The sequence below is a fragment of the Coleofasciculus sp. B1-GNL1-01 genome, from assembly GCF_040220235.1.
Classification (GTDB): Bacteria; Cyanobacteriota; Cyanobacteriia; order Cyanobacteriales; family Coleofasciculaceae; genus Coleofasciculus.
The window spans coordinates 35,803-52,672 of sequence record NZ_JAVJTO010000071.1; the positions used below are offsets into that span (position 1 = coordinate 35,803).

Annotated in this window: 15 protein-coding genes; 9 read left to right on the forward strand and 6 right to left on the reverse strand. The window is 44.9% G+C overall.

Translation table 11 applies throughout. The features are described 5' to 3' along the window. Positions 1–65 precede the first annotated feature (65 nt). Entirely contained in the window at positions 66–695 is a 630-nt protein-coding gene (locus RID53_RS17700) for a pilus assembly FimT family protein (protein ID WP_446389350.1), read from the forward strand. 136 nt (positions 696–831) lie between these two features. Here RID53_RS17700 and RID53_RS17705 read toward each other — a convergent pair whose 3' ends face one another. Then, on the reverse strand, positions 832–996 hold the full coding sequence (locus RID53_RS17705) for a hypothetical protein (RefSeq protein ID WP_446389351.1): 165 nt from the start codon (positions 994–996) through the stop codon (positions 832–834). A 333-nt stretch (positions 997–1,329) separates the two neighbouring features. Between RID53_RS17705 and RID53_RS17710 the strand changes: the two genes are divergently transcribed. Both RID53_RS17710 and RID53_RS17715 read left to right on the forward strand, forming a co-directional pair. Then, complete coding sequence (locus RID53_RS17710; protein WP_446389352.1) at positions 1,330–1,968, forward strand: pilus assembly FimT family protein; 639 nt, start codon at positions 1,330–1,332, stop codon at positions 1,966–1,968. Positions 1,969–2,229: 261 nt separating this feature from the next. Further along, entirely contained in the window at positions 2,230–3,558 is a 1,329-nt protein-coding gene (locus RID53_RS17715) for a bifunctional folylpolyglutamate synthase/dihydrofolate synthase (protein ID WP_446389353.1), read from the forward strand. A gap of 349 nt (positions 3,559–3,907) precedes the next feature. On the opposite strand, the gene RID53_RS17720 is transcribed toward RID53_RS17715, so the two are convergent. Both RID53_RS17720 and RID53_RS17725 read right to left on the reverse strand, forming a co-directional pair. Then, positions 3,908–5,188: an ABC transporter substrate-binding protein gene (locus RID53_RS17720; protein WP_446389354.1), complete on the reverse strand. Its 1,281-nt coding sequence runs from the start codon at positions 5,186–5,188 to the stop codon at positions 3,908–3,910. A gap of 217 nt (positions 5,189–5,405) precedes the next feature. Beyond that, the gene (locus RID53_RS17725; RefSeq protein WP_446389355.1) at positions 5,406–6,245 is read right to left on the reverse strand and encodes a pentapeptide repeat-containing protein; all 840 of its coding nucleotides are present in this window, start codon (positions 6,243–6,245) and stop codon (positions 5,406–5,408) included. Positions 6,246–6,503: 258 nt separating this feature from the next. On the opposite strand from RID53_RS17725, the gene ilvD reads away from it, so the two are divergent. Together ilvD and RID53_RS17735 are read left to right on the forward strand one after the other, a co-directional pair. After that, complete coding sequence (gene ilvD, locus RID53_RS17730; RefSeq protein WP_446389356.1) at positions 6,504–8,201, forward strand: dihydroxy-acid dehydratase; 1,698 nt, start codon at positions 6,504–6,506, stop codon at positions 8,199–8,201. Positions 8,202–8,609: 408 nt separating this feature from the next. Beyond that, positions 8,610–8,783, forward strand: coding sequence for a hypothetical protein (locus RID53_RS17735; protein WP_446389357.1), 174 nt, complete (start codon positions 8,610–8,612; stop codon positions 8,781–8,783). A 212-nt stretch (positions 8,784–8,995) separates the two neighbouring features. Here the strand turns inward: RID53_RS17735 and RID53_RS17740 are convergent, their stop codons facing one another. The 3 genes from RID53_RS17740 to RID53_RS17750 form a co-directional block, all read right to left on the reverse strand. Beyond that, positions 8,996–11,095, reverse strand: a complete 2,100-nt coding sequence (locus tag RID53_RS17740) for a lipoxygenase family protein (RefSeq protein ID WP_446389358.1) — start codon at positions 11,093–11,095, stop codon at positions 8,996–8,998. A 95-nt stretch (positions 11,096–11,190) separates the two neighbouring features. Continuing rightward, positions 11,191–12,546: an RNA-guided endonuclease InsQ/TnpB family protein gene (locus RID53_RS17745; protein WP_446389359.1), complete on the reverse strand. Its 1,356-nt coding sequence runs from the start codon at positions 12,544–12,546 to the stop codon at positions 11,191–11,193. Between the two features lie 270 nt (positions 12,547–12,816). Beyond that, on the reverse strand, positions 12,817–14,433 hold the full coding sequence (locus RID53_RS17750; protein ID WP_446389360.1) for a hypothetical protein: 1,617 nt from the start codon (positions 14,431–14,433) through the stop codon (positions 12,817–12,819). A 130-nt stretch (positions 14,434–14,563) separates the two neighbouring features. Here RID53_RS17750 and RID53_RS17755 point away from each other — a divergent pair, with 130 nt between their 5' ends. The 4 genes from RID53_RS17755 to RID53_RS17770 all read left to right on the forward strand — a co-directional run bounded on the left by RID53_RS17755 (position 14,564) and on the right by RID53_RS17770 (position 16,868). Further along, the gene (locus tag RID53_RS17755; RefSeq protein WP_446389361.1) at positions 14,564–14,752 is read left to right on the forward strand and encodes a hypothetical protein; all 189 of its coding nucleotides are present in this window, start codon (positions 14,564–14,566) and stop codon (positions 14,750–14,752) included. Positions 14,753–14,799: 47 nt separating this feature from the next. Beyond that, on the forward strand, positions 14,800–15,408 hold the full coding sequence (locus RID53_RS17760) for a glutathione S-transferase family protein (protein WP_446389362.1): 609 nt from the start codon (positions 14,800–14,802) through the stop codon (positions 15,406–15,408). A 397-nt stretch (positions 15,409–15,805) separates the two neighbouring features. Continuing rightward, positions 15,806–16,678, forward strand: a complete 873-nt coding sequence (locus RID53_RS17765; protein WP_446389363.1) for a pentapeptide repeat-containing protein — start codon at positions 15,806–15,808, stop codon at positions 16,676–16,678. After that, a complete protein-coding gene (locus tag RID53_RS17770; RefSeq protein WP_446389364.1) occupies positions 16,650–16,868 on the forward strand; it encodes a hypothetical protein in 219 nt (72 codons plus the stop codon). The genes RID53_RS17765 and RID53_RS17770 overlap by 29 nt, the downstream gene beginning before the upstream one ends. Positions 16,869–16,870: the final 2 nt, after the last annotated feature.

Genomic DNA, 16,870 nt, shown 5'->3' on the forward strand with positions numbered 1-16,870 from the left:
CATGACTCAAATCAGCCAACCATGTAACAGGAGGAGCAATGAGAACTACAAGGTTATCACTTAATATGCTAAAGCAGTTTGCCAATGTCAAAACGCAAGGAAAAAAAGCGTCATTGTCTTCTACCTCAGGCTTTACGTTGTTAGAAGTTTTGGTAGTGGTGATCATGATTGCTGTTTTAAGTGCGATCGCCGCACCTGGTTGGCTAGCCTTTGTTAACCGTCAACGAGTGGCGAAAGTAAATGATGCGGTTTTAAGGGCAATGCAAGACGCCCAACGGGAAGCCAAACGAACAAAACTGAGTTATAACGCCAGTTTTCAAAATGATTCAGGTCAACTAGAGGTTGCGGTTTATCCGGAAGGGACTGATGCTGGTGATATACCCTGGAAATCATTAAATGAAGGTTTAGATATTAAAGAAGGACAAGTTCTTTTATGTTCTGATATTGATACCACAGCGAATCAAGAAGCAAGTTCTCCCACCTGTACTATCGGTACTAATCCCAGAACAATTATATTTGACTATCAAGGAAATTTAGAACCGGGTGCTAGTATTGGAGATGGGATCGGAATTACTGTAGCTATCCCGGATAATTCACAAAGTCCTATTGTATCTACAGCTCGCTGTGTGGTTGTGAAAACTTTAATTGGCTCAAAGGTTATGGAAAAAGATGCCACTTGTCCTCTGCCGCCGTAATTAGAGGGTAAAAGACTATCGTTATTGTAAAATTATATTAATTTTAAATACAGCGCTTTTCAAGTAAGTGAGGTACACAGACAGATCCCCGACAACTCCTACGAAGTCGGGGATCTTGCTTAGAGACTGTACCTCATCAACCTGAAATCTGCTGTAAGTACAGATTGGCTCGGTTAAGACTTTTAACATTACCCTGTTCAGAGAAAGACTTTTGTCGCAAAATACCAAATGGGAGTTGCCAGAGGAGCATCCCATTTTTAGAGAATTGTAGCCGATTATTCATCAGGTTCGTAGTAGGCACTTTATTTAGTGCCTGAAATGGCTTTATTTCCAAGCACGCTTCGTGCTGACTACGAACAGAGCAAGATGCTTCTGTTGCGATGAGTAACCTGCTTATTGGTTTTATACTGAATCGGGCTTAATTATTCTGGAAGCCTGTCAAGGACAGGTTGGGTCAAGGGCGACCCGATCAAATTGAGTCGATACCGTTGTTGATTAGTGCAAGCGGGTCGCCCCTACACTAGGACTAAATGTCATAGGCTTCCATTACCCTTATGAAAGCGCCTGATCAAAGTGGGTTGTTACATCGTAGCCTGGAACTCCCGATGATGAGTTCAATCAGGGTAACTTGGTTATGCGACAAAATAATTCAACTCAAAAACCCGTACCTAGCACCACGGCTGGATTTACATTGCTGGAACTGATTGTAGTCGTTTTCATAATTGGGATATTAAGTGCGATCGCGGCTCCCGCTTGGCTACACTTTACGGATATACAGCGCTTGAACCAAGCTCGCGATCAAGTTTACTGGGCAATGCAAGAAGCACACAGTAATGCGCGACGTGATAAAATGACCTGGCAAGTGAGTTTTCGTAAAAATCCAGAGGATGTTTTTCAATTTGCTATTCATCAGGCTGATGCTAGCCAATTTGTCCCGACGTCAGTAGTAAACAATCCAGGTGTATGGGAGAATTTTGATCCGAATGTGGCGATTGATGAAAGCAAAAATGATCAGAACAAGTATGAAACCAGTTTAGTTAAAGATGCTTCATCAGCCTATTGGCGAGTGCAGTTTAACTACTGGGGTTGTCCTGTTCGCACACCGGACGACGAGTGTGGACAAACCTCAATCCAAGCTTTAGGGCGTGTGACTCTGCGGAGCAAAAATGGGGGGGATGCAAAACGCTGTGTGATTGTCTCGACATTAATTGGAAATATGCGAAGAGGACATGAACATGATCAACCTGATGATGACGATAAGTATTGCTATTAGTTGTTTGTCCTGTGTCAGCCCTCACCCCCAGCCCCTCTCCCAACCCCCCACAATCCCCCCAGCGAGGGGGGAGGACTAAGGATGTTTCACTTTTATGGCACTGGAGAGGGGAGCAAGAGGAGAGCAGTGTAGAGACGTGCCATGGCGCGTCTGAGAGCCTTTCAAAGGTTGAGCTAGCTATAGCCAGCTATAAATTTCAAGGCGCACGTCGGTTATGGATAAGGGCGCACGTCGGTGCGCCCCTACGAGTTTGGTATTTGTATGGATATTAATTCTCTGCTGCAACCCTATCAACGTTTTGGTGTCCATCTGGGTTTAGAACGCATCCAGCGACTCCTGGCGGCGTTGGGTAATCCCCATCAGCGTATCCCGATGATTCATGTGGCGGGAACGAATGGGAAGGGTTCGGTTTGCGCTTATCTTTCCTCGGTTCTCAGTGAAGCGGGGTATCGAGTGGGACGCTATACGTCTCCTCATTTAATTGATTGGACGGAACGAATCTGTATCAATCAATACCCGATTTCTACGACAGAATTGGTCAATAGTCTGGAACAGGTGCAAGGGGCGATTCCCCCCAATACTGAAGAGTCACCGACGCAGTTTGAAGTGATTACGGCGGCGGCTTGGTTATATTTTGCTCAGGAACAGGTGGATATAGCGGTGATTGAGGTGGGATTGGGGGGACGTCTGGATGCGACGAATGTCTGTGATCAGCCTTTGGCGACGATTATTACTTCAATTAGTCGGGAACATTGGCAGGTTTTGGGTTCGACGCTGAGTCAAATTGCTACAGAGAAAGCGGGTATTCTCAAAACCAATTGTCCGGCGATTATCGCCCCTCTTCCCCCAGAAGCGAAAGCTGTTGTCCAATCTCGGATTGAGGAGTTAAATTGTCCGGTAACCTGGGTAGAACCTGCCCAGAAAGTCAACAGGCAAACTGTAGTCAGGGCGGGTTTTGAACCAAGGTTATCATCAATCGCGACACCCAAGTCCCTAAACCCGCCCCTACATCAAAATGCAGACGCGCCGTTATGGGCGAGTTATGGGGGAATAATTTATCCATTGTCGTTGCTGGGGGAGATTCAGTTAACGAATTCTGCTGTGGCGATCGCGACTTTTCAATCCCTAGTTAACCAAGGCTGGCATATCCCAGAGTCTGCTATTGTTTCGGGGATGGCAAAGACGCAATGGTTAGGACGCCTACAATGGACTGAATGGAAGAATTATCGCCTATTGGTGGATGGCGCTCATAATCCGGCGGCGGCGACAGGTTTGCGTGAATATGTGGATACGCTGAATACGCCTGTAACCTGGGTAATGGGAATCCTCTCAACTAAAGAGCATGAGGGGATTTTTCAGGCGTTACTTCGAGGGGGCGATCGCGTTTACCTGGTTCCTGTGCCTGATCATAGCTCAGCCGAACCGGAAGAATTGAGTGCGATCGCGCGATCGGTTTGTCCCACTCTTACCCATTGTCATACTTATCCTAACTTAGAAGCTGGACTGCAAGCGGCGACAACCACGGCTGCTGATTCTACCCTTATCCTGTGCGGTTCTCTTTATCTGGTGGGTTATTTTCTTGGTTTGTAGTTGCGCTTTAGCGCCGATATAATTTTGAGGTTAGTCCCTACGTTGGAGCGATGATAGGCTAAAGCCCTTACTACAAACTACAAACTACAAACTATCCCACATCTGGGCTGCGCGATCGGTTTGTCCTAATCTTGCCGATTGTCACACCTATCCTAACTTAGAGGCTGGACTGCAAGCGGCGACAACCACGGCTGCTGATTCTACCATTATCCTGTGCGGTTCTCTTTATCTGGTGGGTTATTTTCTTGGTTCGTAGGTTTGTAGTTGCGCTTCAGCGCCGATATAACTTTGAGGTTAGTTCCTACGTTGGAGCGATGATAGGCTCGCATCCCTTACTACAAACTACAAACTACAAACTATCCCACATCTGGGCTGCATCAGCCACCGCTTCTTCTACCTCCTTTTCTCCTAACATTGCTGCTTGTAAATTCTCATAAATTGCGGCTTGCAACTTATTTAAATCCTTCATCGCTGGTACTAATACCTCCGCCTCTGTCAACTGACTGGCACTAATCGCTCGTGCTTGTTCTACAGGAGAAGCATTCGGATTACTTGACAATTGAGCTTGATACTGTTCCACCGCTTCAATGGTTGATGGTAAAACATTTGCCGCTTGAGCAAAGGCTAACTGATTCTCGGTATTTGTCACAAATAGAGCAAAATTTAAGGCATCCTCTGGATTATTTGTATCCCGTGGAATGACTAAATTCATTACCGCCACATTCTTTTTACCGGTTTTTCCGGTAATTTGAGGGGATGTCGCTGATACTTTGGCAATGTCGGGGGCGTTAGTTTCAATTGTTTTTAGGAATTCCGCACCGGATGCTAGTAATGCTGTCTCTCCCGCTTGATATAATTCAATTGCATTTCGATGTCCTTGGGTGAGAACTTCTCGCGGTAAGAGTCCTTTTTGATACAAGTCTACCCAATATTTAAATGCGGCAATTCCTTCAGGCGTATTAAAGGCAGCTTTTCCTTCCTCATCGACTAACTGCACGCCCATCTGTACGAAAGATTCCAGCACTTCACTGGAATCATCGGGAACAAAGGTGACAAAAAAGGCATAGTTTCCTGTCTTATCTTTCACCTGTTGGGCAACCTCTGCCAGTTCAGTATAGGTTGTGGGCGGTTGACTAATTCCGGCTTGCTTAAGTAAATCTTGATTGTAAATCGTTACCCGTGTGGTTAGATACCAGGGGATACCAAAACTTTGATTATCAATCGTACTCGCTTGCCAGATTTTGGGTAAATATCGCTGGCGAATTTCATCGGGAATTGTCTTTTCTAACTCTAACCAAGCATTACGAGTGGCAAGCTGGGAGGCAAAGCTGGGATTTAAATTAACCACATCCGGTGCTGTTTTTGCGGATACGGCGGTTAAGATTTTACGCTCCATTTCTGCCCAAGGGACATCCACCCAGCGCACGTTTACGTCTGGGTTGTCGGCTTCAAAGTCACCGATAACTTGATTAAAATACTCGGTAAACTGAGGCTGAAGCTGCATCGTCCAGAACTCTATTTCTCCAGCGGCTGAGGGTGCGGGGGCGGGGCTACAGCTTACCAGCCAACTTAACAGCCATCCCAACAGGGCAAATAGTCCAAATTGTTTCCAGGTTTTGATCTGAATCATATTGAGATATTACACCATTTTAAGACTCCCACATCATCCGCCAAGAACTCAAGTTCTTGGCTCAAAGCTTAAGTCCATTAAAATGGACTAAAATGCTTATTTGGTTATCAACCCGGTGGGCAGTGTCCACCCTACTCCTGGACATAAATTTTGTCACCTGAGTTAAGAGTTGTCGAAAAAAATTAATTTCTTGTTGCCTGTTCCCTGTTCCCTTCCCTCACTCATAACTTGATCCATCGGGTAATATCGCCCCGGTTAATGTGGCACCGCGTAGGTTAACCTGATCCAGGTTGGCATCAAGTAAAACGGTTTCTAGTAAAATTGCATCCGTTAAATTAGACCAGCATAGTTTGGCGCGATATAAATTAGCTTTGCTAAGATTAGCACCTCGTAGGGTTGTCCAACAAATACTCACTCCTCTGAGTTTAGCCCCAATGAGTATCGCTCTGGTCAAGTTAACGCCATTAATCCTAGCCTGACTTAAATCGACTTCAGTTAAGTCTGCCTGGGTAAAGTTAGCACCATGTAACAGGGCTTTGTTCAGATTTGCCTGTTTTAAGTTGGTCTCGAGAAGAATCGCATTCGTCAAATTCGCTTTTTCTAAATTGGCGCTAATTAATGTAGCATAAGAGAGATTCGTGCGACTGAGTGAAGCGTCGGTTAATTTTGCCTGATTTAAGTTGGCTTCCCGCATGATTGCCTCACTGAGAATGGCTTCCGACAAATTGGCACGACTGAGATTGGCACCATTCAAGGTAGAGGCTCGTAAACTGGCATTGATTAAGTTGGCTTGACTAAGATTAGCTTGGGTTAAGTTACTCGAAATTAGGTTCGCTTCGACCAAATCTGTACCACATAAGGTGGCTTGAGTGAGATTCGCTTCTCGAAAGTTGACAAGTTTGAGAGACGCCCCAGTCAGATTACTTTGGCTTAAGTCCGATCCTCGCAGGTTGGCGTGAGTCAGATCAGCACCAATCAGGGAGGCGTTTCTAAGATTAACTCGTCTGAAGTCCCGTTCCCCTACTGCATATCGTCTTAGCAGTTCATCGGCATCCATAATCGTGTTTTGATTGCCTAGGTAGATTTAAGTCATCAAGTTTACCGTAAGGGATTCATGATTGGTGAGTCGTGAGTGATAATGAAGAAATTGTCCTGTAGAGGGGGAGATGGGGTGATGGGGTGATGGGAGAGATGGGGAAGATGGGAGACAAAAATTCTATAGTCCATTACCCTGTTCCCTGTTCCCTGTTCCCTGTTCCCTAACACATGACAAATGACGAATGACAAATGACAAATAACGAAGGAAAGTAAGCCAATGTCAGACAACCTGAGAAGCAAAGTCGTTACCCAAGGTGTACAACGATCGCCAAATCGTGCCATGCTTCGTGCTGTCGGTTTTAGCGATCGCGATTTTACTAAGCCAATCGTTGGGTTAGCGAATGGGTATAGTACCATTACGCCCTGTAATATGGGCATCAATGATTTAGCGCTAAGGGCAGAAGCCGGACTTAAACAAGCGGGGGCGATGCCGCAAGTCTTTGGTACTATTACGATTAGCGATGGTATCTCTATGGGCACCGAGGGGATGAAATATTCCCTGGTGTCGCGGGAAGTGATTGCTGACTCCATCGAAACCGTCTGTAATGGTCAAAGTATGGATGGGGTGCTGGCAATTGGTGGCTGTGATAAAAATATGCCTGGGGCGATGATTGCGATCGCGCGGCTGAATATTCCGGCTATTTTTGTCTATGGGGGAACGATTAAACCTGGACATCTGGATGGACAAGATTTAACCGTTGTCAGCGCCTTTGAAGCAGTGGGACAACATAGCGCGGGTAAGATTACAGAAGAACAACTGGTAGCTGTCGAACGAAACGCTTGTCCCGGTGCGGGTTCCTGTGGGGGAATGTTCACGGCTAACACTATGTCCTCGGCATTTGAAGCGATGGGGATGAGTTTACCCTATTCCTCGACGATGGCAGCAGAAGATGCCGAAAAAGCAGACAGTACGGAAAAATCGGCGTTTGTTCTGGTTGATGCGATTCGGCAGCAGATTCTCCCCCAACAGATTTTAACCCGCCAAGCGTTTGAAAATGCCATTTCGGTAATTATGGCAGTGGGAGGATCAACGAATGCGGTACTGCATTTACTGGCAATTGCGCGGGCGATCGGGGTAGAGTTATCCCTAGACGACTTTGAAACAATTCGCGCTAGAGTTCCGGTACTGTGTGATCTTAAACCCAGTGGTCGATATGTAACCACGAATTTACACCAGGTTGGCGGTATTCCCCAAGTGATGAAAATGCTGCTAGTCCATGATTTATTACATGGTGATGCATTAACGATTACCGGGAAAACCCTAGCTGAAGTCTTAGCTGATGTACCCGATGAACCCCCCTCAGATCAAGATGTGATTCGTCCCTGGGATAATCCCATGTATAGCCAAGGACACCTGGCGATTTTAAAAGGAAATTTGGCAACCGAAGGTGCGGTGGCGAAGATTACAGGCGTGAAAACGCCCCAAATCACAGGTCCTGCGCGAGTCTTTGAATCCGAGGAAGCCTGTCTGGATGCAATTTTGGCGGGTAAGATTCAGGCTGGAGATGTAGTTGTGGTGCGCTATGAGGGACCCAAAGGCGGTCCGGGAATGCGGGAAATGTTAGCACCCACGTCAGCAATTATTGGTGCAGGATTAGGGGATTCGGTGGGATTAATTACCGATGGTCGCTTTTCTGGTGGGACCTATGGTATGGTAGTTGGTCATGTTGCCCCAGAAGCCGCCGTTGGAGGTGCGATCGCGTTAGTCGAAGAAGGGGATTCGATTACGATTGATGCTCCGGCGCGATTATTACAGATCAATATATCTGATCAGGAACTACAACAACGCCGCGCCAAGTGGCAACCTCCCAAACCCCGATATACCAAAGGGGTGCTGGCGAAGTATGCCAAATTAGTGTCTTCTAGCAGTATAGGTGCGGTGACAGATTTTGAGTCTGTGATCAATCAGATATAGCACTACACATTGAGGTTAGGACAATAAAATTGGGTGAAAAGGCAACAGGCAATAGGCAATAGGCAACAGAGAAATGTCCTAACGTATCCCCGTAGTGCTATAACGGATTGATGGGATGATCAGGGAGTTAAGAGGAATGGCACTGACTTAAGCTATTTTGGACCACCGAAACCCTTGATCTACCGTAGGGTGGGTTTCGACTTCGCTCAACCCACCAGCCTTAATTCAGTATCATTCGAGTTAAGAGAGCAGAAGGTATCGAAATTCATCCCTTCTGCCCTCTACCCTCTGCCCTGAAGCCTTTCTGCGGTGAATTTTTCTTTTTTGCACATAATTGTTAAAATATGAAACAATTGTAATATTTTGTAGCGATTTTGGGATTAGAAGCCCATTAAGCAGTAATAGATTATGGCAGATAGAACAACAACCAAAAATAAAAGCACTCAAGCTGAAACACAACAAGCGCTAGCGAGACGAAATCAAAGTACAACCGCGCTGGATGTTCAGCCTTTACCGAATAATCGTCCGATTGCGTCTAATGCGACTGAATCGAGCGATGAACTCATGGGCTATTTGGACTAATTCACTATTGGCTAGACAGACAGATCCCCGACTTCTTCAAGAAGTCGGGGATCTTGCTTAGAGACTGTACCTCATCAACCTGAAATCTGCTGTAAGTTATGTTAACAAGCCTCAAACCCTTACATAAACGAATGACGTAGCTTGCTTCTCGCGATAGCGAGTTCCCCACCGTTAACTTTAATTGTCCCCACCTACTTATTGTGTCCACCTACTTAAATATTAATGCTTTGGGGAATTTTTGAGGGTAGCAAATATCGGTAAGACACAAGCCTTTGACTATCTTCTTTGAGAATCGTCTCCTCGATTTCTGTTAGCTTTAGCTTGAACTTGTCCCAAGCTTTTTTTACCTGTGTATTCTGAAAATGTGAGCCAGAATAATCGCCTAGTTTTGTATAGTAAACTGAGCCAAGCAAATAAAGGACTTGTATTTGCAGTTCAGCTCGTTCTAACGGCGGTAGTAACTCCATAAAATCTTGATCCTGTTGGGAGTTTGTCGGTGCTGGGGAATAGCAACCTAAAGGAAATGCTGGTGCATAGCTCATCAAGCCACTTTGGGGAAAATTAACCGCCGCATGTTGAACACTAGCTGTAAAGATAATGGTAGAGATAGCCTGGACTAGATAATCTAGGGTTGTAATTCGACCATCACCTTCTTCTCCAATATTACAGTGTCCTTTAGAACTCAACTCACCCGCCCAATTTTGTAGTTGTAAATCTGTCTCTACAGACATATCACTAGAGTAGAACAGTTCTAAATAGTCCTGCACCCACTGATTAATCGCATCCCAAATCCGTTGCCCATCATCTCGGTAAGGATAAATGGGTAGCTGTTTGGAATTATTAACACCGCGTTTTTCTAACGTTCGAGGGAAAGCCGCTTCATTAAAATTAGCTAAGTGGCTTTGGGCTTCTTTGATAGCTAGCTGAGTGTTACTGCCAATCGTGGCACTTAATAGGGAGTCTACAGCACCTTTTGGAGCTAATAAGCGGTTATGGGCGCCATAATTAATTAATATCGTACCTTCCAGATGAGGTTTCAATAAACGTCTTACCTGATGATTTTGATCAGTAAAACAGCGATTAGTGGCAAGAACAAACGGCTCAATAAATAAGTGGGTCTGAGCTAAGTGAGAAATCAGTTCATGATAATTACTGTCTGCCATTTGTAAGACGGTTTTAGCTGCCATCCAGCTATCTCCATCTAGAGGTGTAAAAATATCCCCTACTGCCTGTTGACAACGAATGGCTATCGATAGTAAATTCTGATCGGGATGCTTATCGGGTGGTACGGCAAATAATGCTACAGGATCGTAACTATACTTTTGAATTCCGCCAAAACTACCATTCGTTAGAGTGCCTAGCTTAGAATAGTCTGATAAATAAAGTCGTCCTTCTTGTAGTGCTGCCTCTAGAGAATCCTGGGGTACGATCGTTTGGTATTGTTCGTTGGTAATTGGCAGGCGGGAATCGAATTTTTCGATTTTTTTGAGCATAACTGGGTTGGAACCAGCTACTTGCATATAAGCAAAAACTTTATCTTGTTGAAAGTTATTTAATGTTGCTGGCTTGATTTTTAACGGATCAATTAATTTTTCGTAATCCTTTAGAGTAGGATTAGGCTCAGCCGTTTCAAACAGCGTTGTAAATTCTGGTTCATTGTCAATTAATTCCCGCCCTAAAATCCTAGTAATCTCCCGAAGATTCCGATATAATCCTTCGTCAGCTTGTTCAACGTCATCAGCTTTTAAGGAAATGGCAGAGTCTTGCGGTAAATTTTGGTTTAGCGAAGCCTGTATTTCTCGGTCAATTTCATCAAATCTCTCTTGGGATTGACTGAGATTGGTTTCAAATTGGAGAATAGTTTCAGTCTGTGGAAATAGTTCGGGTTGTTCGTCAGTATCAGCTAATCCTAAGGCTGATTTCAAATTCAACACAGCCTCCGTCAAATCTACTTGTTCCTTGGCGGCTTCGATTTGTTTATAAATTGACTCTAATAAATTAATTTTCTTTTCTTTTTGCTCAAAAATAGATAGATTGAGAGAATCAGTCGGCTTTTTAGCTTTAGCCAAAAGACTGAGTTGAGTTAGCACTAAACTCACCCATTTTTCACTAGGCAGTTCATCTTTTGTCGGTAAAGCCGGTAGTTGTGGTATTGGGCTAGGCGGCACCTCTGTCATCGCCAGAGGAGCTAGAACCTCATAGTCATATTCATATTTATTAGATAAAATTAACCAACTCGAAAGGCGATTATCCGCCAAAATAGTTATAAAGCGATAGAGTTCTTCAAGAGTTTCTTGAATCAGCGGTGACATCTATTTCTCCTTGATTGCTGGGGTGTTGTTAAAAATTTGTTGGCTCAATTCTTGTCATCTGCCTATTGTGACATCCTCCTACACCGAATCAAAGATTACGGTGTAGGCTTCCTTTGTCGTAGCTTTTTACGACTACGCTTCCGGCGTTTTATAGTTGGGAATATGCCCAGCCCAACTCTCTTGATGTTAATCGCGGCGTTCCAGTCCCGATCCAAAATCAATCCGCATAAGCACTCATGCATTCGGACTGATAAATCTTTCTTGACCAAGCGATTACAACAAGAGCATACCTGGCTTGTTTCATGAGGTTTAACCTTCACCACCGCTTTACCAGCTTTCGCAGCTTTGTAAGCGAGAATTGATAGAAATTGACCCCAGCCAGCATCATTGATTGATTTGTTTAAACCTGATTTAGCACTTTGTCCATTAGGTAAATATTTTCCTTTTTCATCCTGTTTAGGCTTGTTTTTTCGGGACAAGTTTCCCGGCTTGATGTCCTCCACAAAGAATACTTTCTCATCCCGACCCACCAGCTTTGCCGCCGATTCATAATGGAATTGCTTCCGCTTGCGCTGTAGCCTCTGATGGTGCTTTGATATCTTTTTTGCTAGTTTCCGCTCCCGAGCTGATTTGTGAGGCTTTTTATCCTTGCGGTTAGCCAAAGAAGCCAACTTTAGCTCAGACTTGCGATAATGCTGCTGAATTGGCTCAATCTCCCCGTCCGAGGCTGTCCAGAATTTCTCCAAACCAACGTCCAAACCCAGAGAGTTTTCTTGTGTTGCTTCTATCTCTGGTGATTTCAGACTAGGGACAGACTTATCCTCTAGAGTTAAGGTTATATACCATCCGTCAGCACGACGTGACACCAGTGCCGCCTTAATCGTAAACCCTTCCGGGATTGGACGGTGGTAGATGAGTTTCACCTGACCTACCTTGGGTAGGTTGATATAGGCAATGTCGCGCCGTGTACCGCCGTTTTTGCGACAATGCGGGTTAGGAGTAACGGTGAGGCAACCTGGTTTCAACTGAGGAATAGAAAATGTCCGATATCGCCGCACCGACTTAAACCGAGGTTTTCCGCTTCGCTTCCCATTTAGATCACCTTTAATAAACCGATTAAACGTATCTTCTACTCGCTTAATCGCTTCCTGAATTACCTGCGAATGAACTCCCTCGTATAGGTACTTACAAGTTTCTCTTGACCAATGAGTAGCTCGTTTCTGGGAATAATAAGTTGGTTGGTCTTTAAGTTCTGGCAAATGAGTGATAAAAATCGGGCAAGCATTGACTGGGTGGCGGTTACGCTCCCACCAGTTAAACCGTTCCTCTAGCATCAGATTGTGTATCCGATAAAGTTTATGCAGCCATTCATTTAGCTGATAAGCTTGTTGATTATTTGGCACAATTCGATACTGGTAATTTAGTTTAAACGTGTCTTTACTTCGCTTCAACTTTTATCACCTCCTTAAGCTTAATTATAACACTTATAAACCAAAAAATTAGATACAAGCAAACTTCTAACACTAGCGATTCATCCCACGCTCACCCTGAGCGGAGTCGAAGGGTAGAGCGCGGGGCTTCTCGCCGAATTAGCTAACCCAAGTTGCTGATTAGCCGTGCGCTGTTTGTTTACAAAACTTAGCATCATTTGGTAAAGACGCACCATGGCGCGTCTCTACAATAGTTCGCTTGTCCTAATCGATGTGTCTACTGCTATAAACTCAACGAGAACCCGCACCACCTGATAGAAAACTGACGAGCTTTTTCAGTGCAGGAAAACTTTCTTTAGTGCCTTGACTGGAAAAGCCAATAATTTTGGAGAACTCCTTCTCAGATAATTCACCCGACTGATACTGTGCAAACGCATCAACAACCCGAATTAAATCGTCTACAGAAAACTCAAAACCTTGTTTCCTAGCAAAGTCTACCACCACTGGAGCATTATTCGTGAGGGCTTGCGCTTCTGCGGCGTCGAGTTCTGAATAACTACTAATGTCTCCATCGCCAACACCGAGTAATGTTCCCAGTTGTTGTTGGAGTTGTTTATCTTCGGCGGTTTTCTGCATAAACTGTAACACTTTTGGAACAGTCGTTGCTGGTTTTTCCACGGGAACCAATTGTCCATTAATTTTTTGGTAACGAGTTCCGCGATAGACAAACTCTAGAGTTTGTTTAATTGAGGGTAAACTTGCTGGTATCCCTTGATCAGACAATCCCAGAATTTTAGCTAACTCTTGATCGGATAGTTCATTGGATTTATATCGCACAAAGGCATCAACAACCGTTGTGAGTTGTTCAACGGAAAAGTCAAACCCATGTTGAGCCGCAAACTTCACCACTAACGGGGCGCGATCGCCAATTAAAGCGGCGGCTTCTTGCTGATCCAATTCGGAATAGCTACTTATGTCGCCGTCACCGACTCCCAATAATGCTCCTAATTTTTGTTTAACTTCGGGATCGGAAGCCGTTTTCTGCATAAATTGCAGGACATTGGGTGTAGTATCGACTGATTCATGTACGGGGACTAGCTTGCCATTAATGCGTTTATAACGAGTCCCCCGATATACATAGTCTAATGTTTTGGTAATTGAGGAGATACTTTCTTTTGTCCCTTTGTCGAGGTTAGATACACAAATAATCTTTGAGAAATCGTTAGCCGATATTTCGCCTGATTGATACTGTTGAAATGCATCTACCGTTGTTCTTAAGTCTTCAACGGAAAAGTTAAACCCTTGTTGGGCGGCAAACTTGACAACTAAGGGGGCGCGATCGCCTGTTAAAGCTTCGGCTTCTTGGACATCGAGTTCCATTTGACTACTGATATCCCCATCACCAACGCCCAACAGGGTGGCTAATTGTTGTTTTAAGCCCTGATCTTCTGATGTCTTTTGCATAAATTGCAGCACGCTGGGCGTAGAATTAGTGGGTTGGATCACCGGGACGAGTTTCCCATTAATTCGTTGATAGCGAGTTCCCCGATAGACAAATTCTAATGTCTTTTTAATCGAGGGAATACTCTCTTTTGTGCCTTGATCGAGGTTGGATAATCCAATGCGTTGCGAGAACTCTGCTTCAGACAGTTCTCCTAACTGATATCGCCCAAACGCATCAACAACGGTTCTTAAATCGTCAACAGAAAAATTAAACCCCTGCTGGGAGGCTAACTTGACGACTAAGGGGGCGCGATCGCCCGTCAAGGCTTCGGCTTCTGCGGGGTCCAGTTCAAACTGACTACTGATATCGCCATCGCCAACCCCTAGCACTTCCCCTAGGTGTTGCTGTAGCTGTTCATCTTCTGCGGTTCTCCGCATAAATTGCAAGGCTTTTGTCGTTGTCATCTCACTGCTCGATTTCGCAATTCTTAGTAAAGGGAAAATTGTACCTGAATTACATCCCCATTCAATGGCTTTTAACAACTCTTAAACCTGATTGTTTAAGGTTTTGTTATTTTTTTATAGAATGTTCGCGATGAACAGTTTCTCCGCCACCCGTTCAGCCGATTTCAGCGCCGACTCCATCCCCGGAAATGCGATCGCGTTTTTGCCCTTTGATCATGTTGCTATAAGTAGGTTGGTGGAAATAAATTTAACTAGATTAAGTTATGTAAACAAGCCTCAAACCCTTACTGTTCCCTGTTCCCTGTTCCCTGTTCCCTAATCTCCACCGCTAACTTTAATTGTGTCCACCTACTTATTTAATGACTAATGATGAAACTATACGATTTTTTACCGTCTGGAAACTGCTATAAGGTACGTTTGTTACTGACTCAACTTGGGATTTCGTTTGAGCGGGTAAACGTGAATATATTACAAGGAGAAAGCCGAATTCCTGAATTTATGCCCAAAAATCTCAATGGACGAGTTCCTGTGTTAGAAGTTGAACCGGGTAAATTTCTGGCAGAATCCAATGCCATTTTATGTTATCTGAGCCACGGAACACCATTTCTACCTGATGATCCTTGGCAACGAGCAAAGGTACTCCAATGGTTATTTTTTGAACAATATAGCCACGAACCCTATATCGCCACATCCAGATATTGGATCTCGATACTGGGAAAAGCAGATGAGTATCGGGAGGCTCTTGTGCAAAAACGCCAACCAGGTTATGCTGCGCTAACCGTGATGGACACTCACTTACAACAGCATAGATTTTTTGTGGGCGATCGCTATACCATAGCGGATATTGGCTTGTTTGCTTACACTCATGTTGCGGATGAAGGCGGCTTTGATTTAAGCAAATTTCCCGCCATCCTGAGTTGGTTAGAACGGGTTACGCTTCAACCGGGACATATTCCCATCACCCCAAATAAGTAACCCATGTAACAATCAAGTTCGTAGTTGCGCTGTCTTCGCTATAATTCGAGCTAAAAACTCTGCAATACCCTGATCTGACCCCACCCTAACCCTCCCCTTATCAAGGGGAGGGAACTCGAAAAGCTTTGGTTAGGTTGGTTCCTAATCTTGAAATTAATACTATGATTAAGATTGATCTGTCGAGAAAATAAATCAGGTCAGCGCATCTACTTGCAAATAAGTCACGACTCAAGTTGGTCAAGTTGCTGTGAATGCCGCCAAAGCATCCGATCTATTAACCCTCGTTGAAGCTCTCTACTCAGCCTTTCAATTGTTTGTAGAGAATTAAATGGGCATTGGCTGTACAAACTCCGCAACGAGACGACTAAGGGTTAGCCAAACATAAAGGTAAATTCAGATGAACCCTGATGAACTATTGAGTAGATACCAAGCTGGCGAACGAGATTTTTTTCTCATCGACGTCAATGGAGTCAACCTGATGGGTGCGACTCTGAGAGCGGTAGATTTAACTCATGCCAACCTGAGCCAAACGACATTAGTCCAGGCTAACTTGAGCCGCGCTACCCTGCATAATGCCAATTTGCAGGGAGTTGACTTGCAAGGAGCAAATCTGCGCGGTGCTGACTTGAGTGGTGCTGATTTGATGGGAGCGAATTTAGTGGCGGCTGATTTGACTTTTGCCACGTTGACGGGTGTGGATTTAACTGGGACTAATTTAAGTTTTGCCCGGTTGATGGGCGCTGATCTCAATGGTGCTAATCTCTGCCAGGTTAAGCTATTGGGCGCGGATCTGCGGGGTTCTCTGTTAATTGGCGCTAATCTCAGTCGCAGCAATCTGAGTCGCAGTTATTTATTTGAAGCGGATTTAAGTGAGGCAAATCTGGAGCAAGTTAAGTGGCAAAGCAGTCTGTACAATCTGCAAACTCATTTTCCTGAAGCGTTCGATCCTCAGCGAGGGGGTGCTTATTTAATTGCGCCTGATGTCTCTCTCGCCGGAGTAGATTTAAGTGGTGTTAATCTCAAGAGAGAAAACTTAAAAGGGGCGAATCTGAGTCGGGTCAATTTAAGTAAGGCTAACTTGCGTTGGACAGACTTCCGTGATGCCAACTTGCAGGACGCAAATTTGAGTGAGGCGATTCTCAGTGGCGCGAACTTACAAGGGGCAAATTTGAGTCAGACAAATCTGGAAGGGGCGAATTTAAGCGGTACGACGATGCCCAATGGGGAGTTGCATCAGTGTCATGGAATTCAGAAATTGGCTGGGAGGTAGGGAAGCTGGGGGAGCTGGGGGAGCTGGGGGAGCAGAGGGAGCTGGGGGAGCAGAGGGAGCTGGGGGAGCAGAGGGAGCAGAGGGAGCTGGGGGAGCTGGGGGAGCTGGGGAAGCTGGGGAAGGGATTGGCAAAATTTTGTGTCAGAATCAATCATATCATTACTGCATGGCAATGCTGGGATTGGCTTGATA